This is a genomic window from Mediterraneibacter butyricigenes, from assembly GCF_003574295.1.
Classification (GTDB): domain Bacteria; phylum Bacillota; class Clostridia; order Lachnospirales; family Lachnospiraceae; genus Mediterraneibacter_A; species Mediterraneibacter_A butyricigenes.
In genome coordinates this window covers 1-21,012 of the sequence record NZ_BHGK01000004.1, presented here as the reverse complement: position 1 = coordinate 21,012, position 21,012 = coordinate 1, and the positions used below count along the sequence as shown (strand labels likewise).

The 21,012-nt window shown below is 44.1% G+C and carries 16 protein-coding genes and 1 pseudogene; 16 read left to right on the top strand and 1 reads right to left on the bottom strand.

The window, feature by feature from the left end; translation table 11 throughout:
* Positions 1–13: 13 nt before the first annotated feature.
* Entirely contained in the window at positions 14–667 is a 654-nt protein-coding gene (locus KGMB01110_RS14435; RefSeq protein ID WP_119299321.1) for a GntR family transcriptional regulator, read from the top strand.
* Between the two features lie 60 nt (positions 668–727).
* Complete coding sequence (locus tag KGMB01110_RS14430; RefSeq protein ID WP_119299285.1) at positions 728–1,924, top strand: NADP-dependent isocitrate dehydrogenase; 1,197 nt, start codon at positions 728–730, stop codon at positions 1,922–1,924.
* A 313-nt stretch (positions 1,925–2,237) separates the two neighbouring features.
* Here the strand turns inward: KGMB01110_RS14430 and KGMB01110_RS14425 are convergent, their stop codons facing one another.
* The gene (locus KGMB01110_RS14425) at positions 2,238–4,172 is read right to left on the bottom strand and encodes an ABC-F family ATP-binding cassette domain-containing protein (protein WP_117888336.1); all 1,935 of its coding nucleotides are present in this window, start codon (positions 4,170–4,172) and stop codon (positions 2,238–2,240) included.
* 172 nt (positions 4,173–4,344) lie between these two features.
* On the opposite strand from KGMB01110_RS14425, the gene KGMB01110_RS14420 reads away from it, so the two are divergent.
* The 14 genes and pseudogenes from KGMB01110_RS14420 to KGMB01110_RS14355 all read left to right on the top strand — a co-directional run.
* On the top strand, positions 4,345–4,992 hold the full coding sequence (locus tag KGMB01110_RS14420) for a redox-sensing transcriptional repressor Rex (protein ID WP_117602276.1): 648 nt from the start codon (positions 4,345–4,347) through the stop codon (positions 4,990–4,992).
* Between the two features lie 92 nt (positions 4,993–5,084).
* Positions 5,085–6,572: an NAD(P)H-hydrate dehydratase gene (locus KGMB01110_RS14415; protein ID WP_119299283.1), complete on the top strand. Its 1,488-nt coding sequence runs from the start codon at positions 5,085–5,087 to the stop codon at positions 6,570–6,572.
* Positions 6,573–6,623: 51 nt separating this feature from the next.
* Positions 6,624–7,769 carry an alanine racemase gene (gene alr, locus KGMB01110_RS14410; protein ID WP_119299282.1) on the top strand — a complete coding sequence of 382 codons (1,146 nt, stop codon included), beginning with the start codon at positions 6,624–6,626 and terminating at the stop codon, positions 7,767–7,769.
* Positions 7,770–7,867: 98 nt separating this feature from the next.
* Positions 7,868–8,215: a type II toxin-antitoxin system PemK/MazF family toxin gene (locus tag KGMB01110_RS14405; RefSeq protein WP_117602273.1), complete on the top strand. Its 348-nt coding sequence runs from the start codon at positions 7,868–7,870 to the stop codon at positions 8,213–8,215.
* Positions 8,216–8,307: 92 nt separating this feature from the next.
* Complete coding sequence (locus KGMB01110_RS14400; RefSeq protein WP_117602272.1) at positions 8,308–9,039, top strand: YebC/PmpR family DNA-binding transcriptional regulator; 732 nt, start codon at positions 8,308–8,310, stop codon at positions 9,037–9,039.
* 26 nt (positions 9,040–9,065) lie between these two features.
* On the top strand, positions 9,066–9,806 hold the full coding sequence (locus KGMB01110_RS14395; protein WP_243112876.1) for a CFI-box-CTERM domain-containing protein: 741 nt from the start codon (positions 9,066–9,068) through the stop codon (positions 9,804–9,806).
* A gap of 27 nt (positions 9,807–9,833) precedes the next feature.
* Positions 9,834–11,114: an O-acetylhomoserine aminocarboxypropyltransferase/cysteine synthase family protein gene (locus KGMB01110_RS14390; RefSeq protein ID WP_119299280.1), complete on the top strand. Its 1,281-nt coding sequence runs from the start codon at positions 9,834–9,836 to the stop codon at positions 11,112–11,114.
* Between the two features lie 383 nt (positions 11,115–11,497).
* Entirely contained in the window at positions 11,498–12,142 is a 645-nt protein-coding gene (locus KGMB01110_RS14385; protein ID WP_243112878.1) for a ClpP family protease, read from the top strand.
* Between the two features lie 52 nt (positions 12,143–12,194).
* A complete protein-coding gene (locus tag KGMB01110_RS14380) occupies positions 12,195–14,723 on the top strand; it encodes an FtsK/SpoIIIE family DNA translocase (protein WP_119299278.1) in 2,529 nt (842 codons plus the stop codon).
* Positions 14,724–14,781: 58 nt separating this feature from the next.
* Entirely contained in the window at positions 14,782–16,452 is a 1,671-nt protein-coding gene (locus KGMB01110_RS14375) for a formate--tetrahydrofolate ligase (RefSeq protein ID WP_117602587.1), read from the top strand.
* 11 nt (positions 16,453–16,463) lie between these two features.
* Positions 16,464–17,300, top strand: a complete 837-nt coding sequence (gene folD / locus KGMB01110_RS14370) for a bifunctional methylenetetrahydrofolate dehydrogenase/methenyltetrahydrofolate cyclohydrolase FolD (RefSeq protein ID WP_117602268.1) — start codon at positions 16,464–16,466, stop codon at positions 17,298–17,300.
* Between the two features lie 15 nt (positions 17,301–17,315).
* Positions 17,316–18,536: a chitobiase/beta-hexosaminidase C-terminal domain-containing protein gene (locus tag KGMB01110_RS14365; RefSeq protein ID WP_117602267.1), complete on the top strand. Its 1,221-nt coding sequence runs from the start codon at positions 17,316–17,318 to the stop codon at positions 18,534–18,536.
* A gap of 438 nt (positions 18,537–18,974) precedes the next feature.
* The gene (locus tag KGMB01110_RS14360; RefSeq protein WP_119299276.1) at positions 18,975–20,156 is read left to right on the top strand and encodes an iron-containing alcohol dehydrogenase; all 1,182 of its coding nucleotides are present in this window, start codon (positions 18,975–18,977) and stop codon (positions 20,154–20,156) included.
* 186 nt (positions 20,157–20,342) lie between these two features.
* Positions 20,343–21,012, top strand: a pseudogene (locus tag KGMB01110_RS14355) (sulfide/dihydroorotate dehydrogenase-like FAD/NAD-binding protein); the annotation flags it as partial.

Here is a 21,012-nt window from a genome sequence, read left to right as displayed (position 1 = left end):
AGGACGTACAGGAATGGCGGAAATGCAGGATTATTCCTTAAGTGCCAGAGTGTTCCAGAAAATCCGGGAAGATATCATTGCCGGGAAATATGCGGAACACGATGAATTAAGAGAAATTACGATCGGAAAAGAACTGGGAGTCAGCAGAACTCCGGTCAGGGAGGCCTTAAGACAGTTGGAACTGGAAGGGCTGGTGACCATTATTCCGAATAAAGGAGCCTATGTCAGTGGAATCACACCGAAAGATGTTCACGACATTTATTGTATGAGGTCGTATCTGGAGGGATTATGCGCCAGATGGGCCACGAAATATATTACACCGGAACAGATCAGCAAACTGGAAGAGATTATTTTACTGTCGGAATTTCATACCAAGCCGGAAAATACGGTGAATGCACAGCAGGTTACAAATCTGGACGGACAGTTTCATGCGGTCATGTATGAGGCATCCAACAGTAAAATCTTAAGTCATACCATGATGGATTTTCATAAATATGTGCAGAATGCCAGAAAGAAATCGGTGGTATCGGAGGAGAGAGCAAGAAAATCGATCCGCGAACACAAGCTGATCCTTCGCGCAATCAAGGACAAGGATGCAGATCTGGCGGAACAGCTTGCAAATGAACATATTCTTCACGTGATGCAGAATTTGAAAATGGAACCCTAGAGTACAACAGTTTGACAACGAAGTATACCAATACAGAATACAATTTCAGGAGGATGAAACATGGACAAGATTAAGATGACAACACCGATCGTAGAGATGGATGGGGACGAGATGACAAGAATTCTCTGGGCAATGATCAAAAAAGATTTGCTGGAGCCATTTATCGATCTGAAGACCGAATATTATGATCTGGGCCTGGAACATAGAAATGAAACCAATGACCAGGTGACTATCGATTCAGCAAATGCGACCAAGAAATATAAAGTTGCAGTAAAATGTGCAACGATCACACCGAATGCTGCCAGAATGAAGGAGTATGATCTGAAAGAAATGTGGAAGAGCCCGAACGGTACGATCCGTGCGATTCTGGATGGAACCGTATTCAGGGCACCAATCGTTGTAAAGGGAATCGAACCGAATGTAAAATCCTGGAAAGCACCGATCGCAATCGCAAGACATGCCTATGGAGATGTGTATAAGGGTGTGGAGATGAAGATTCCGGGTGCAGGTAAGGTAGAACTGGTCTACACAGCAGAAAACGGAACTCAGACAAAAGAAGTGGTACATGAATTTGACGGACCTGGAATTGTACAGGGACTTCACAATGTGAACAAGTCCATCGAAAGCTTTGCAAGAAGCTGCTTCAACTATGCATTGGATACCAAACAGGATCTCTGGTTCTCTACCAAGGATACGATCTCCAAGAAGTATGACCACACCTTTAAAGACATTTTCCAGGAGATTTACGACGCAGAATACAAGGGAAAATTCGAAGCTGCAGGCATTGAATATTTCTATACTCTGATTGACGATGCAGTTGCCCGTGTTATGAAATCCGAAGGTGGATTTATCTGGGCATGCAAGAACTATGACGGAGATGTAATGAGTGATATGATTTCTTCTGCGTTTGGATCTCTTGCAATGATGACTTCCGTACTGGTATCTCCGGAAGGATATTATGAGTACGAAGCTGCACATGGAACCGTTCAGAGACATTATTATAAACATCTGAAAGGGGAAGAAACATCCACCAACTCTGTTGCAACCATCTTTGCATGGACCGGTGCACTCAGAAAACGTGGAGAAATGGATGGAAATCAGGAACTGATGGCATTTGCAGACAAGCTGGAAAAGGCAACTCTGGATACCATTGAAGCCGGAGAGATGACAAAAGACCTGGCATTGATTACCACCATTGAGAATCCGACTGTATTAAACAGCAAAGAATTTATCAAGGCAATCGCTTCCAGATTGTAAATAGCAGAGCAAGAACAAAATCCGTATTGAATACAGGAAAACAATTACAGGCTCCAAATATAAATAATATCGAAAAAAGTTGCAACGGGAACCGTTCGCACTAGTCCTCGTCCAGCAGAACTAACCTTCGAGCGGTGCTGCTGCTTGCTCTCAGGAAGTTCCGGGACTGCGGATGTTCCCTTATGCAATCTTTTTTCGATATGAATCCATATGTGAGTTATAGGAATACAACTTTAACTTTCGCAAAAGGGTGCAATCCTTTTGCGGGAGAATAATGGTTTTCATCAACACATTTTATCGGATAACCCACAATTTACTCCGCCAATTCTTCCCACTGGAGATACAGTTCTTCCAGTTCTTCAGCAATCGCAGCTTTTTCTTTCGAGAGTTCCTGGCATTTTACGGAATTGCTGTATACTTCTTCGAGAAGCATGCTCTCGTCGATCTCCTGATCCCGTGTTTCCAGTTCGCTGATGCGGGCTTCCGTCTTTTCTAACTGATTTTTCCGCTTGCGCTCTAACGCCTGTTGCTCTTTCTGTTCCTGCCAGGACAATTTTGAAGCAGAATCTTCTTTTTCGGAAACAGTTGTTTCTTTTGAAACAGCACCGGATCCTGCGGAAGAAGAGAGAAGATTTGCGGTCATCGTCTCTTTTTTCTCCAGATAGTAATCATAATTTCCAATGTAATTTACAAAGGTCTGATTGGTCAGCTCCAGGATTCGATGGGCAGTCTGATTGATGAAATAACGGTCATGTGATACATACAGAACCGTTCCGGTATATTGATTCAGGGCTTCTTCCAGAATTTCCTTGGACTGGATATCCAAATGGTTGGTAGGCTCATCCAGAATCAGGAAATTGGATTTGGAAAGCATTAATTTTGCAAGAGAAACCCGACCACGTTCGCCACCGCTTAATTCACGGATCAGTTTATAGACGTCATCTCCTGTAAACTGAAATGCTGCCAGTGTATTGCGGATCTTAGTATTGTTCAGATTCGGATAATCATCGGAGATTTCTTCAAAAATCGTTTTGTCCGGATGAAGAACATGGTGCTCCTGATCATAATAACCAATGTCCACGTTGGAACCCAGAACAAAACTGCCTTCGTTTGCATCGGTCACCTGATTGATAATTTTTAAAAGCGTGGTTTTTCCGGTTCCGTTGTCGCCGATGACGGCCACATGTTCTCCGCGGGAAATTTCAAAGGATACATCGGTAAAAAGTACCTGATCGTCAAATCGTTTGCTTAAATGTTCGACTTTCAGCACATCATTTCCGCTGACAACGGAGGGCTCCAGTGAAAAATGCATGCCATCGGAATCTTCCAGTGGTTTTTCAATCCGCTCCATCTTTTCCAGCATTTTTTCACGGCTTTCCGCACGCTTGATGGATTTCTCGCGGTTGAAAGATTTTAATTTCTCAATGACCTGTTCCTGGTGTTTGATGATCTGTTGCTGGTTCAGATATTCTTTTATTTTTGCATCCCGGATCTGCTGTTTTTTTTCGGAATAAGCTTTATAATTTCCCATATACATCCGAAGCTCTCCGTAATCCAGATCGATGACCTTGGTTACGATCCGGTTCAGGAAAAAACGGTCGTGGGAGACGATCAGAACGGCTCCGGGATAATTTAACAGATAAGTCTCCAGCCATGCGATAGAATTTAAATCCAGGTGGTTAGTAGGCTCATCCAACAGAATAATATCTGGTTTTGTGAGCAGAAGTTTTCCGAGAGATACGCGGGTTTTCTGACCGCCGGACAGGGTGTTGACATGTTTGCCAAATTCGGATTCTTCAAAGCCGAGACCTTTTAAAACCCCGATGATCTCACTTTCACAGGCGTATCCATTTTCAAGTTCAAACTGAGACACCAGTCGGTTGTACTGTTCCAGAGTACCGGAAAGTTCTTCGCCAGTCAGGTGTTTCATATCGGTTTCGAGTTGGCGGATCTTTCGCTCCATTGCGAAGATCGGTTCTTTTGCAGAACGAACCTCTTCGTAGATGGTGGCTCCGGTATTCATTTCCTGATGTTGGGCCAGGTATCCAAGAGTCTTTCCCTTTGCAAGCAGGATATCTCCGCCGTCGGAAGGGAGTTCCCCGACGATCATCTTAAGAATCGTGGATTTGCCGGCGCCGTTTGGTCCGACCAGTGCGGCTTTCTCTCTGTCTTCTATATGAAATGATCCGGAAGAAACGATCACGTCTTCCCCAAAAGATTTTTTTATATTCTGACATGCCAGTATCATGTATTTTCTCCATTCTTTTTCTTAAACATAGCTGATGATGCAGAAATATCATCATATGATTCTATCTCATTATAACGGAAATTCGGGAAAATACAAGAATTGCTCGAAAAGATGTTTGACTTTAAAAGATGCTTTCTATATAATAAATACATATTGGTTAGAGGTGATAAAAGTGGAAGAGAGAGAGATTTCCCAGGCAGTCATCGGCAGACTTCCGAGGTATCACAGATATCTTGGTGAACTGATGGCTGACGGAGTGGAGCGCATTTCATCAAATGAGCTCAGTAAAAGAATGAAAGTAACTGCATCTCAGATCCGTCAGGATTTGAATAATTTTGGTGGTTTCGGTCAGCAGGGTTACGGATATAATGTAAAATATCTTTACAATGAGATCGGTAAGATCCTCGGACTGGATCAGATTCATAATATGATTATTATCGGAACTGGTAATCTGGGACAGGCGCTGGCTAATTATGCAGCTTTCGGAGACAGAGGATTTATCCTGAAAGGATTGTTTGATGTGAACCCGAGACTTCAGGGTGTGGCAATCCGAGGTGTTCAGGTTCGTCTGATGGACGAACTGGAAGATTTCCTGAAGAAAAATCAGATTGAAATTGCTGTGCTTACAATTCCGAAGACGAAAGCACTGGAAGTTGCCAACACACTGGTGAACAACGGTGTGCGTGCGATCTGGAATTTTGCACACATTGATCTGAATCTCCCGGAGGATGTCATTGTTGAAAATGTTCATCTGTCGGAGAGTCTGATGAAATTGTCTTATAATATCAGCCGTTACAACGGAGAACATGAAAAGAACTGACGAAATGATGGAACATGAAATGAAGGGTGTTGCAGGGGCGTAAGGCTTTCTGTATCACCCTTTTTTCCGGAATGGATAAAGGAGGGCTAATTATGCGTTATCTTCCGACAGGAAAAAAGATGGGAGAAGCAGATCGTCATACCATAGACGGAATCGGGATTCCTTCTCTGGTTCTGATGGAACGGGCTGCATTGCAGTGTCTCCATGTTATAGCAGCAAGACAGATAGATACAGGGAATGTTCTGATTGTATGCGGATCCGGTAATAATGGAGGAGACGGATTTGCATTGGCCAGACTTTTTCTGGAAAAGGGAGTCCATCCGACCGTGACTTTTGTGGGGAAGGAAGCTTCCAGAAGTGAAGAGTGCACCACGCAGATGGAGATTTTTAAGACACTGGGTGGCGAGATCTTTTCTGAAATCCCGGAGAAAGACTATACGCTGGTGGTGGATGCTATTTTTGGAGTCGGACTTTCCAGAGAAATTTCCGGACGTTACGCTACGATCCTGGAAACCATGAATCAGTTGAAAGGTATCAAGCTGGCAATGGACATTCCATCCGGTGTTTCGGCGGAGAACGGACAGATTCTGGGGATTGGATTTCGTGCAGATTATACAGTTTCCATGCAGTGTGAAAAACTGGGAACTGTTCTGTTTCCCGGAAAAGAATATGCCGGAGAGGTATTTGCGGTTCCGATTGGGATCGATGAAACTTATTTCACAAAACAAAAAGAAGTGGTGAGAACCTGTGACAGAAAAGATCTGAAATCCGTTCTGCCCAGACGCCTCATGAATTCACACAAAGGAACTTACGGAAAAGTCCTTTTGATTGCCGGAAGCGAGGGAATGTCCGGGGCTGCATTTTTCAGTGCGGCGGCAGCTTACGGAATCGGAGCAGGTCTGGTTAAGATCTATACACCGGAGAGCAACCGTCAGGTCTTGCAGCAACTGTTACCGGAAGCAATTATAACTACCTATGAAAAAGAGTCTGTATCGTCCGTGACAGAATGGGCAGATGTGATCGGAATCGGACCGGGACTTTCAAAAGGAAAGAAAGCGGCAGAGATTCTGGAAACCGTGCTGACACAGGCAGAGGTTCCCTGTGTCATCGATGCGGACGGACTGAATCTTCTGGCAGAACAGAATCGACTGGAGTTACTGAAGACACGAAAGCAAGCGACGGTTCTTACGCCTCATATGAAAGAAATGAGCAGGCTTCTTGGCGGAAAACCTGTTGCTGAGATTCAGACAGGACGCTTTGAAATCCTGAAGAAATTCGTGGAAGAATATTCGGTAACCTGTGTGCTAAAAGATGCACGGACACTGGTAATGAAACAGGACGAGCATCCTTATCTGAACACAACCGGAAATCAGGCGATGGCAAAAGGCGGATCCGGGGATGTATTAACCGGTGTCATTACAGGTCTTCTGGCACAGAGAATATCTGCGTATGATGCGGCGATTACCGGCGTGTTTTTACATGGAATGGCAGGAGATCAGGCAAAAAAAGAAAAAGGATCTTACGGAGTACTTGCCAGAGACCTGATCCATGAGATAGAATATTGTGAACGCTGGCAATAAAAGACGTTGAAAATAAAGAAAGAACTTGAAACCAAAAGGAGGTCTAACAGCATGAAACTTCACGAAAGGGTTTATGCGGAAATTAATCTGGATCATATTGCATATAATATGGAACAGATGCATCAGAATATTCCTTCTGATACAAAAATGATCGGAGTCATCAAAACGGATGGATATGGTCACGGTGCAGTAGAGGTGGCCGGTGTACTGGAAAAGCTGAATTATGTCTGGGGATACGCAGTCGCCACACTGGATGAGGCGCTGGAGCTTGCCAAGAACGGGATCCGTAAACCGGCACTGGTTCTTGGCTGTATCTTTGAAGACGGATATGATATGATGCTGGATCATGAGATCCGTGTCAATGTCTATATGGAGGAGCAGGCGGAGGCGATTTCCAGGCTTGCGCAGGAAAATCATAAAACGGCATATATCCATATCAAACTGGATACCGGAATGGGAAGACTTGGTTTTCCGATAGATGAAGACAGTGTTGATACAATCTGTCGGATTGCAAAGCTTCCGAATCTGGAACTGGAAGGGATTTTCACACATTTTGCAAAGGCCGATGAAACACCGCGGGATTATACGGATCAGCAGCATGAAAAATTCCAGTGGATGATCGACAAACTGGCAGAAAAAGGAGTGCGCTTCCCGCTTTGTCACTGTGACAACAGCGCCGGGCTGATTGATTATCCGGAGTACAGTCATGATATGGTGCGTGCAGGAATCTCCCTCTATGGACTTTATCCTTCAGATGAGGTGGGCACAGAGCATGTAGATTTAAAACCGGCTATGAAATTACTGAGCCATATTGCATTTGTTAAGACAATTCCTGCCGGGACATCCATCAGTTACGGAGGAACCTTTGTTTCAGAAAAGGAGATGCGGGTGGCAACGATACCGGTTGGTTATGGAGATGGATATCCCCGTGGATTATCCAACAAGGGTTATGTACTCATTCATGGAAGGAAAGCACCGATTCTTGGACGAATCTGTATGGATCAGTTTATGGTAGATGTGACGGAGATCCCGGATGCAAAATTCGGAGATCTGGTTGTTTTAGTGGGAACAGACGGGGAAGAAGAAATCCGGGTAGAAGATTTAAGCGAATTAAGCGGACGTTTTCCATATGAATTTATCTGTTGTCTCGGAAAACGAATCCCGAGGATCTACGTGGCAGAGAGTATTACCTGCTGATTGCCCTGCCCGGGATCTGGCTGTTTTTGCATACACCTGAAAAAATAAGGGAATACTCTGGTATCAGATGAAACATCAAATGAAACTGGAGGAAGTTTATGCAAATCAGACGGGGAGATATATTTTATGCGGATTTAAGTCCGGTGATCGGTTCCGAACAGGGAGGAATCCGACCGGTACTGATCATTCAGAATGATGTGGGAAACCGACACAGTCCGACCGTGATCTGTGCGGCAATCACATCCAAAATGAATAAATCCAAGCTGCCGACGCATATAGAGATCAGCGCAAAAGAATATCATATTGTAAAGAATTCGGTGATCCTTCTGGAACAGATCCGAACCATCGACAAACAAAGACTTCGGGAATATGTCTGTCATGTGGATTATTCTTTTATGAAGAAAATTGAAGAGGCCTTGAAAATCAGTCTGGAGATTTCTACATAAGACAGAAGGGTAATGATTGAAATGTGGCTTTAAGAGTGGTAGAATAGGACGAGTGTATATTCTTGATGAAACGAAAAAAGGAGAGATAAAAGATGTCAGGACATTCTAAATTTGCAAATATTAAGCATAAAAAGGAAAAAAATGATGCTGCAAAGGGCAAGATTTTTACAAAGATTGGACGTGAGCTTGCCGTTGCAGTAAAAGAAGGTGGCGGACCGGATCCGAACAACAACAGCCGTCTTCGTGATGTGATTGCAAAGGCAAAGTCCAATAACATGCCGAACGATACTATCGAGCGAAACATCAAAAAAGCTGCAGGTGAAGGTGCGGCAGATAACTATGAGCACATTACATATGAAGGATATGGACCGAACGGAACTGCAATCATCGTAAAGACACTGACAGACAATAAGAACCGTACCGCATCCAATGTCCGTAATGCATTTACAAAAGGAAACGGAAATGTAGGAACTCCGGGATGTGTGTCCTTTATGTTTGATGAAAAAGGACAGATTATCGTAGATAAAGAAGAATGTGAGATGGATTCTGACGACCTGATGATGGCTGCTTTGGATGCAGGTGCAGAAGATTTTGCAGAAGAGGAAGAAAGCTACGAGATCATTACCGCACCGGAGGATTTCAGTGAGGTTCGTTTGAAACTGGAAGAAGAAGGAATCCCGATGATCAGCGCAGAAGTGACCATGATTCCTCAGACATGGGTGGATCTGACGGATGAAGAAGACATCCGCAACATTCAGAAAACTCTGGATCTTCTGGATGAAGATGATGACGTACAGGATGTATACTATAACTGGAATGAATAAGATTCCATACAAAGGAGAATGAGATCTTGGAGAAAAGATTCATTGAGCTTTACCATGTGACGAAAGAATATTCCAAACAGTTTCGGAAAAAGACCTATCTGTCTGATATCGACAAACTGCAGGAAGATTATAAAGAATTACTGGAGGAGATCCGGTTGCTTATGGATCAGAACGATGCATGTCTTTCGAATCTGCAGGATGCATTGATTGCGGATGCAAAAGCGGATGTGGATCAGTTCGAATCCAGGCGAAAACGGGAAATTCAGGTTCTGAACAATAATATGGCGCTGGTTTCTTATTTCCTTCCGTTGATCCGCGCGATCAAAAGTCCTTATGCAGATGAATTTGCACAGCAGATCACAGAGAAATGGAACGAAACCTTTACCTCAACGACTATCGGCTGTCCCAGCGTATCTGATATTCAGGGCGGATTTAAAACCGGATTCTGTTATGTGACAACGGCAGTCTGCCAGAGTCAGAACAAACCGGATGACTGTTATGAACTGACGTTGTTGCGTCATTATCGGGATACGTATATGCTGGAAACACCGGAAAGAGAACAAATCGTAAAAGAGTATTACAATATCGCACCGACGATCGTAAAACATATTTCACAGACAGATCGTGCTGATGAGATCTATGAACAGATCTGGGAAGAGTATCTGCAGCCCTGTATCAGACTGATCGAGGCAAAAGAGCCGGACTCCTGTGAAGAACTGTATACAAAGATGGTACGAACTTTAGAGAAAAAGTATTTATATCAGTAAAAAATACAGAATGAGAGGTTTGTTGATATGAGCGATTACAAAATTGAAACAAAATGTATTCAGTCAGGATATACTCCGGGGAATGGGGAACCCAGAATCCTGCCGATTTACCAGAGTACGACTTTTAAGTACAACAGCAGCGATCAGATGGGACGCCTGTTTGATCTGGAAGAAGCCGGATATTTCTATACCAGATTACAGAACCCAACCAACGATGCAGTCGCAGCAAAGATCTGCGATCTGGAGGGTGGAGCAGCCGCGATGCTGACTTCTTCGGGACAGGCTGCCAATTTCTATGCAATCATGAATATTGTAGAAGCAGGAGACCACATTGTCTGTGCATCTGCTTTATATGGCGGAACCTATAATCTGTATGCGCATACCATCCGTAAGATGGGCGTAGAAGCAACGTTTGTAGATCCGGAATGTACACCGGAAGAACTGGATGCAGCGTTTAAATACAATACAAAAGCGGTATTCGGTGAGACTATTGCAAATCCGGCACTGACGATTCTTGATTTTGAAAAGTTTGCTAAAGCAGCTCACACACATGGCGTTCCGTTTATCGTGGATAATACCTTTGCAACCCCGATCAATTGTCGGCCGTTTGAATGGGGTGTAGATATTGTAACGCATTCCACAACAAAATACATGGACGGACATGCTGCCTGTGTTGGCGGAGCAATCGTAGACAGTGGGAACTTTGACTGGGAAGCACATGCAGATAAATTCCCGGGTCTGACGACACCGGATGAAACCTATCATGGAATTATCTACACCCAGAAATTCGGGAAGGCCGCTTATATCACAAAAGCAACTTCACAGTTGATGCGTGATCTTGGATCGATACAGTCTCCGCAGAATGCATTTCTTTTGAATCTTGGGTTGGAGACACTCCATCTTCGTATGGCACGGCATTGTGAAAATGCGATCAAGGCAGCTACCTACCTGCAGAACCATGAGAAAGTGGCATGGGTCAACTGCCCGTCACTTCCGGGAGCTCCACAGTACAATCTGGCAAAGAAATATATGCCAAACGGAACTTGCGGAGTGATCACGTTCGGACTGAAAGGCGGAAGGGATGCGGCGGTAAAGATGATGGATGCATTAAAGATGATTGCGATCGTGACACATGTAGCGGATGCAAGAAGCTGTGTCCTTCATCCTGCAAGCCATACACATCGTCAGATGAACGAGCAGGAATTATTAGAGGCAGGGGTTCAGCCAGATCTGATCCGTTTCAGTGTTGGGATTGAAAATGCTGACGATATTATCGCAGATCTGGAGCAGGCATTGCAGGCAGTATAAAATATCCGCAATGATCAGACGAATTTGCCGAATAGAAGTTTTATATACGATTTAACTTTGAGAAAACAAAAAGCTGTGATACAAGGGTATCGGGGAATGATACTATGTATGGCAGCTTTTTTGTCGTATGCTGCCTTTTGACGGATAGACGCAGATATTCCTTGCAGTACATTTTGTTTTTAGATCAGATCTACTTTCAGTATGGAATAGAAAATCGGTTGATAGGTTAGAAGTTTTAGAATAGAAAAAACTTTTCTCCCTATACTAATATTGTAAATATACGGCTCGGATATATAACGAAGAGTATAATGATCCGTGAAATAAGAACGGATAAACGAGAGGAGAATTGTTACATGGATGAATCCAAAAAAGGAACCGGTGAAATGGGAGAATTAGGGGACACAAAGCTGAATCAGAATCAGAGGAAACACAATATCCAGTTACTCACGATCATCGGTGAAATCGAAGGACATGAATCTGCGGCATCCAATACCAAAGCAACAAAGTACGAGCATTTACTGCCCAGACTTGCACAGGCAGAGGATGACGATGAGGTAGACGGAGTACTGATTCTGTTGAATACAATGGGAGGGGATGTAGAGGCAGGGCTGGCCATTGCGGAGATGATCGCTTCGCTCAGCAAACCGACCGTCTCTCTGGTTCTGGGAGGCAGTCATTCCATCGGAGGCCCAATGGCTGTTGCGGCAGATTATTCCTATATCGTGCCGACCGGGACTATGATCGTACATCCGGTGCGCTCGAATGGAATGTTTATCGGAACCATTCAGAGTTACCGGAATATGGAGAAGACTCAGGATCGGATCACCGGCTTTATCTCCAGACATTCCAACATTTCCCAGAAACGGCTGGAAGAACTGATGCTGAACAGTTCTCAGCTTGTGAAGGATGTGGGAACCATGCTGGAAGGAGAAGATGCGGTGAAAGAGGGGATGATTGATTCGGTAGGCGGGATCAGCGACGCCATGAACAAGTTGCATGAAATGATAGACAGAAAAAATGGAAAATGATATACTTAAGATACTATGCCGTAGCTGTCGGTTAAGAAGGGGAGGAACTTAGATGGCTGCAAAGACAACAAAAAGTAAAAAGACATCAAGCGCAAAAAAGAAAAAAACAACAGCGTCCACCCAGGCACAGGAGGGACTTTACAGCGAAATCGTCATTCTGATTTCGCTTGCTGTTTGTGTATTATTGATTTTAAGTAATTTCGGGATCGGCGGGATTGTAGGAGGAGCAGTCTCATCCGTTCTCTTTGGGATTTTCGGATTTCTGGCTTATATTATGCCGATTCTGTTATTCTGTGGAATCTGGTTTCTGATTTCGAACAGGGGAAATGGACATGCTTATCTGAAATTTGCAGCAGCGGTTCTGTTTATCTGTATGCTCTGTACATTCCTGGAACTGATCACCAATTCCTATTCTGTTTCGTCTACTCTTGGAGATTGCTACAAATCTGCCAGCGCGCACCGAAACGCAGGCGGTCTGGTAGGCGGACTCTTTGTACATATTCTCTGTCCGCTTTTCGGTGTGGCAGGTACGTATGTGTTAGTAATCGTGCTGTTATTGATCAGTATGATTCTGATTACGGAACGTTCTTTGTTCAAGGTGTTGAAAAAGGGCGGTGCGAAAGCAGGAGAATCTGCAAGAAAACGAAGAGAAACCGCCCAGATCAGAAAACAGGAGCTTCAGAAAGAAACTGGGAAAGCCAAAGCAACGAAAGCAAAATCGGATGCAAAAGAGAAAAAGAGCCGAAAGGATCAGAAAGTTTCCGGCGTATCTTTTGCAACCACTTTAGTCGGAAAATCTCCGAATGTCAAAGAATTGTATGCGGAAGAAGCAGCGGAAAATGCATCAGATGATCAGACGATGCAGGCAGATGATTTTGTCATCAATCGTCCAGAGGAGAGTGAGCTTTTCGCGGATCTTCCGGAAGATTCCGGAATGGTTGCAGAATCTGTTCAGGAAATGGATTCTGTACCGGAAGAAAAACCAAAGAAATCAACGCCAAGAAAAAAGAAAACCGACCCGGAAGAACTTTCCAAACAGATTTCTTCGGTGGAAGAAGAACGGAAAGAGACAGAACTTTCTTCCGAAGCTGCGATCGAACAGTATAGACAGCCGCCGCTCTCATTATTGAAAAAAGGAAGCGGACATAAGGGAGATTCGGATGCCCATTTGAGAGCAACAGCCCTCAAACTGGAGCAGACCCTGCAGAATTTCGGAGTAAAGGTGCATGTTACCAACGCAAGCTGTGGACCTTCCGTTACGCGATATGAGATTCAGCCGGAGCAGGGAGTGAAGGTCAGCAAGATCGTGGGCTTGGCAGACGATATCAAATTGAATCTTGCTGTGGCAGATCTTCGAATCGAGGCACCGATTCCCGGAAAAGCAGCGGTGGGAATTGAGGTTCCGAACAAAGAAACGAGTCCGGTTATGCTCCGGGATCTGCTGGAAAGCGAAGAGTTTCAGAAGAGTACTTCCAAGATGTCCTTCGCAGTCGGAAAAGATATTTCCGGTAAGACGATCGTGTCGGATATTGCCAAGATGCCGCATGTGCTGGTGGCCGGTGCAACTGGATCCGGTAAATCAGTGTGCATCAATACTTTGATCATGAGTATTTTATATAAGGCTTCTCCGGACGAAGTAAAGATGATCATGATTGATCCGAAAGTCGTAGAACTGAGCGTTTATAATGGAATTCCTCATCTTTTGATCCCTGTTGTGACAGATCCGAAGAAAGCGTCCGGAGCGCTGAACTGGGCAGTTGCGGAGATGATGAATCGATATCAGCTCTTTGCGGAATTTAATGTTCGTGATATGAAAGGGTTCAATGCAAAGCTTGACGAACTGGAGAAAGCGGGAACGGAAGAAAACCTGCCCAAGAAGATGTTCCAACTTGTAGTGATCGTGGACGAGTTGGCGGATTTGATGATGGTAGCACCGGGAGAAGTGGAGAGTGCAATCTGCCGTCTCGCACAGTTGGCGCGTGCCGCAGGGATTCATCTGATCCTTGCAACGCAGAGACCTTCTGTTAATGTTATTACCGGTCTGATCAAGGCCAATATGCCATCTAGAATTGCATTTTCCACCACATCGGGAGTGGATTCCAGAACCATTATCGATATGAATGGTGCGGAAAAACTACTTGGAAAAGGAGACATGCTGTTCTATCCGGCAGGATACCCGAAACCGGTTCGTGTACAGGGGTCCTTTGTATCGGATCAGGAAGTGCAGAAAGTCGTAGATTATTTGATTGATCATAATGGAAAAGCGTCTTATAGCGAAGAGATTGAAGAACACGTCAATGCCAATGCGGGAACTGAGGTTTCCATGCCGGGAGAGGATTCATCAAAAGAAGAGCGTGATGCTTATTTCGTAGATGCCGGTAAATTTATCATTGAAAAAGAAAAAGCATCCATCGGAATGTTACAGCGAATGTTTAAAATCGGTTTCAACAGAGCTGCACGAATTATGGACCAGCTTTGTGAAGCGGGAGTCGTTGGCGGCGAAGAAGGAACCAAGCCCAGAAAGATTCTGATGACTATGGAAGAATTCGAAACTTATCTGGCGGGAGAGGGCGAATCGTAAAGCAGTTGCAAAGAATACACAGCAAATCAACAGGGAGGAACACAAGATGAGCAAAGAAATGAAATCAGACATCGAAATCGCACAGGAAGCAAAAGTAGAACATATCCGTGATGTGGCGGCAAGAATTGGAATTGAGGAGTCCGATCTGATTTATTATGGAAACAATAAGGCAAAGATTTCCGACGAACTCTGGAACAAAGTGAAAGATCGCCCGGACGGAAAACTTGTCTTGGTAACTGCCATCAATCCGACCGCAGGCGGAGAGGGAAAAACTACGATCACAGTCGGACTTGGACAGGCAATGGCACATATCGGTAAGAAAGCGGTTATCGCACTTCGTGAGCCATCTCTCGGCCCATGTTTTGGAGTAAAAGGCGGAGCAGCCGGAGGCGGATATTCTCAGGTTGTGCCGATGGAAGATCTGAATCTCCATTTTACAGGAGATTTTCATGCGATTACATCAGCCAATAACCTTCTGGCAGCTTTGTTGGACAACCATATTCAGCAGGGCAACGAAAAGCGGATCGATCCAAGACAGGTTGTCTGGAAACGCTGTGTGGACATGAATGACCGTGTACTTCGAAATGTGGTCGTTGGATTAGGTAAGAAATCAGACGGAACAGTTCGGGAAGATCATTTTGTAATCACGGTAGCATCTGAGATCATGGCCATCCTTTGTCTTGCAGATGATCTGGCAGATCTGAAAAGGCGTCTGGATCGGATTATCGTTGCCTATGATTATGATGGCAATCCGGTAACCGCAAAAGATATCAAAGCTACAGGTGCTATGGCCGCACTGTTAAAAGATGCGATCAAACCAAATCTTGTACAGACTCTGGAGCATACACCGGCTCTCGTGCATGGCGGCCCGTTTGCAAATATCGCGCATGGATGTAACAGTGTCCGTGCCACAAAGACTGCATTAAAATTAGGTGATATCGCAATCACGGAAGCAGGTTTTGGTGCAGATCTGGGTGCAGAGAAATTTATGGATATCAAATGCCGTGTAGCTGGTCTTGCCCCAGATGCAGTAGTTTTAGTTGCAACAATCCGCGCATTGAAGTATAATGGAGGGGTTGCAAAGGATCAGTTGAGTAAATCAAATCTGGATGCATTGAAAAAAGGAATTGTAAATCTTGAGAAACACATTGAGAATATTCAGAAATTTGATGTTCCGGTGATTGTGACTCTGAATTCCTTTATTACAGATACTCCGGAAGAGGTTGCATTTGTCAAAGAATTCTGTGAGGAAAGAGACTGTGAATTTGCCCTTGCGGAAGTATGGAAAAAAGGTGGAAAAGGTGGAGTTGAACTGGCTGAGAAGGTTGTGAAAACACTGGAAACCAAAGAAAGCAAATTCCACCCATTATATGCAGATGAACTTCCGCTTGCAGAAAAGATTGAAACAATAGCAAAAGAAATCTATGGAGCGAGAGGGGTTATCTTCGAAAATACTGCAAAGAAACAGCTTGCAAAGATTGAGGAGATGGGATTTGGTTCCTTCCCGGTTTGCATGGCAAAGAATCAGTATTCTCTGTCGGATGATGCCAAACTTCTCGGTCGTCCGAAAGATTTTGACATTCATATCCGTGAGGTCTATGTCAGCGCAGGAGCTGGTTTCGTCGTAGCATTGACAGGAGCCGTACTTACCATGCCTGGTTTACCGAAATCACCGGCTGCTTATCAGATTGATGTGACAGATGACGGAAAAATCACCGGATTGTTTTAAGGAGAAGAGAAATGGCACGGTTAATCGATGGAAAGCTTATTTCCAAGCAAATTAAAGATGAATTAAAAGAAGAAGCGGCACAGTTAAAAGAGCAGGGAATCGTTCCCTGCCTTGCCGTGATTCAGGTAGGACATGATCCGGCATCTACGGTTTATGTCAACAATAAAAAGAAAGCCTGCGCTTATGTGGGAATCGAATCAAAAGCGTTTGAACTGGAAGAAGATATTTCCCAGCAGGAATTACTGAATCTGGTTGAGTCATTGAATCAGGACGATAGTGTAAATGGAATCTTAGTGCAACTTCCTCTGCCGAAACACATCGATGAAGATGTGGTGATCCAGACAATCAGTCCGAAAAAGGACGTGGATGGTTTCCATCCGGTCAGTGTGGGGAATCTTTGGATCGGAGATAAGGGGTTTGTATCCTGTACACCGGCAGGAATTATTCAGCTTTTAAAGCGTTCCGGAATTTCAATCGAAGGGAAAAACTGCGTGGTTGTGGGACGCAGCAATATTGTCGGAAAACCGATGGCATGTCTGATGTTGCGGGAAAATGCAACCGTTACCGTGACACATTCTCACACACAGAATCTGAAAGAGATTACATCAAAGGCGGATATTCTGATCGTAGCGATCGGAAAACGTGAATTCATCACAGCAGATTACGTCAAAGAGGGAGCTGTCGTAATCGATGTGGGAATGCACAGAAACGAAGAGAACAAACTTTGCGGAGATGTGAATTTTAAAGAGGTAGAACCGAAAGCATCTGCCATCACACCGGTTCCGGGAGGAGTAGGACCGATGACAATTGCAATGTTGATGAATAATTGTATGGATGCAGTACGTTAATAGGAGGGAACATTTATGAAATGTACACGTTGCGGTGCGTACATTCCAGATGGGGAGTTATATTGCAGCGAATGTGGCTGCGAAGTACAGATCGTTCCGGATTATAATCCGTTGGATGATGTACTGACGAAAGAAGTAAAAGGATCCATTGACAGTTATACCAGACCGATGCGGACAAATGATATCAATAATCGCTCTGAGAACACCGGCCGGAGAAGAGCTGTTACAGGGAATATGCGCAGAGAACGGGAAAGAGACCGTGAGCGGGAACTGGCGGAAGAAAAGAGAAGACAGCAGATTGCCAGAAAAAAAGCGATGAAACAGAAAAAGAAAAAAAGACGGATTATTTTCGCCTGTCTGTTAGTCCTGTTTGTGATTGCGGCATTTGTTTTTTATAAGAATTCCTATGTAGGAGTAGTGAAAAGCGGAGAAAAGGCATTAAATGCCGGAAATTATACCGAAGCCGAAAACAAATTTACGCAGGCGATCCATAAAAATAAAAAACGTCCGGAGGCATATACTGGTCTGGCAAATGTATACAAAGCGCAGGATGAACTGGATGCTGCGGAAGCTGTTTTCCTGAATGTTCTGAAAGATCAGAATTCCAATGCAGATCTGTACGAAGCAACGGTGAAGTTTTATCTGGATACCGATCAGGCAGCAAAGATACCTGATCTTCTGGATGAAAGCTCTTCCAGTGTGAAGAAAGCGTTGTCTGAGTATATCATTGAAGTCCCGGAGTTCAGTCTGGAGGAAGGGTCTTTTGATGAGGTACAGCAGGTGTCCTTATCTTCAGAGGAAGATCAGATTTATTATACAACGGATGGCAGTCAGCCTTCGACCTCCAGCACCAAATATACAGAACCGATTCTTCTGAACGAGGGAGAGAATACGGTCAAGGCAATTTCGGTTAATAAGAAGGGAATTCCAAGCCTGACTGTGACAAAGACTTATAATATTGATATTCCGGTTGCAGACGCACCGGCAGTCACACCGTCTACCGGACAGTATGAACAGGCAATGAAGATTACCATTCAGGTTCCGGACGGTTATACCGCCTATTATACAACGGACGGTACAACACCAAGTGAGTCATCGAATACTTATTTAGAACCATTTGATATGCCGGAAGGGAAAACCGTCCTTCAGGTTGTTTTGATCAATGGACAGGGTAAGATGTCCCAGATTACCACACGAAGCTATGAGTTGGATCTGGGTGGAGACGAAGAAGAATAATGGAATATAAAGCTTGAAAAACAGGGAAGGATGCATTTTTTATGGAAAGATGTATCCTTCTCTTTTTTTACGCGAAGTAACGAGCCAAAGTCTGTGCCTGGGTTTGAAACTTTTTTCCCTTTCGCGAAAGGAATGCATAAGGGAACATCCGAAGCCCCAGTACTTTCTGAGAGCGTGTGCAAGCACCGCTCGAAAGATATTTCTATGGGGCGAAGGTAAACGTAAGCGGTTCCCGCTGCAACCTTTCGCGGGAGGATAATGGCTCCAACACATTTTGTCCTATAACTCTGCTTTGTCTTATACCCCGGGATTGATAGTCATTTAAATATGAATACATTGTGAATTTTGTATAAAGATTTAGAAGTTCCGTGCATTTTCCTCCACATTGTGATATAATTAACACAGTAGCAAGATGTAATGAGAAAGGAGATCTATATTATGGGAAGATTTACATTACCAAGAGACATTTATCACGGAAAAGGAGCTTTAGAGGAATTAAAAAATTTAAAAGGATCTAAAGCGATGTTGGTTGTAGGCGGAGGCTCTATGAAACGCCAGGGATTTCTTGATAAGGCTGTTGGTTATCTGAAAGAGGCAGGTATGGAAGTAGAACTGTTCGAAGGTGTTGAACCGGATCCTTCCGTAGAAACTGTTATGAAGGGTGCCGAAGCAATGCGTGCATTTGGACCGGACTGGATCGTTGCCATGGGAGGAGGATCTCCGATCGATGCAGCAAAAGCAATGTGGGCATTTTATGAATATCCGGAAGTGACTTTCCAGGATCTGATCACTCCGTTCAGTTTCCCGGAACTGCGTCAGAAAGCAAAATTTGCTGCAATTCCATCTACATCAGGAACAGCGACAGAAGTTACAGCATTCTCTGTTATCACAGATTACAGCACAGGTGTAAAATATCCGCTGGCAGACTTTAACATTACACCGGATGTTGCAATCGTTGATCCGGATCTGGTAGCAGGACTTCCGGCAAAACAGGTTGCATACACAGGTATGGATGCTCTGACACATGCAATTGAAGCTTATGTTTCTACCCTGAATTGTGCTTATACAGATCCGCTGGCTATCCAGGCAATCGAGATGGTATTCGATTATCTGCCGGCTTCTTATAATGGAAATATGGACGCAAGAGCTAAGATGCACGATGCACAGTGCTTGGCAGGAATGGCATTCTCCAATGCGTTACTTGGAATCGTACATTCTATGGCGCACAAGACTGGTGCTGCATTCTCCACAGGACATATTACACATGGTTGTGCCAATGCAATGTATCTGCCATACGTTATCAAATATAACGCAAAAGATCCGATCGCTGCAAAACGTTATGCAGAGATTGCAAGAAGAGTAGGGCTTCCGGGAACTTCAGAACAGGCATTAATTAACAGCCTCTGTGAGAAGATTGATGACTTCAATGTAAAACTTTCCATTCCGAAGACTCTGAAAGAATTTGGTATCATTGAAGACGAGTTCAAAGAGAAGATTGCTAAGATTTCTGAACTGGCTGTTGGCGATGCATGTACAGGATCCAACCCGCGTGCAATTGATCCGGCAACAATGGAAAAACTGTTCACCTGCATCTATTACGGAACAGAAGTTGACTTTTAAGTTGCTTCCTGATTGATAGTTATTTCATAATCAATCCAAAAGATACATAAATTATTAACAAAAAAACCGTTGTTTCAACAGGGAAAAATGTTATTTTTGCCCTGTTGGACTGCGGTTTTTTCTTGCAATATGGCAGCAGAAAATAGCGTATTATATTCCATGAGCATTTTTACAAGGAGGAGAATCATGTATAAGATATTAAAAGCAGAAAAACTGGCCGAAAAAATCTTTCTGATGGATGTACATGCACCACGTGTTGCAAGTCACTGTCAGCCGGGACAGTTTGTGATTGTTAAAATGGACGACAAAGGTGAGCGTATTCCTTTAACAATATGTGATTATGATCGTGAGGCAGGAACGATTACAATCGTATTCCAGGAAGTCGGAGCATCTACCACAAAGATGGCAAACTTAAAAGAGGGAGACAGCTTCCGCGATTTCGTAGGACCGCTGGGATGTGCTTCTGAATTTATCCACGAAGACCTGGAAGAACTGAAGAATAAGAAGATGCTGTTTGTCGCAGGTGGAGTCGGAGCAGCTCCGGTTTATCCGCAGGTAAAATGGCTGCATGCACATGGAATCAATGCAGACGTTATCGTTGGTTCCAAGACAAAAGATATGCTGATCCTTGAAAAAGAGATGGAAGCAGTTGCAGGAAATCTGTATGTTACAACGGATGACGGATCTTACGGACGTTCCGGTATGGTTACCGCAGTAATCGAAGATCTGGTACAGAATGAAGGAAAACATTATGATGTATGTGTTGCAATCGGACCGATGATCATGATGAAGTTCGTATGCCTTCTGACAAAGAAGCTGGAGAGATCCCGACTATCGTCAGCATGAACCCGATCAT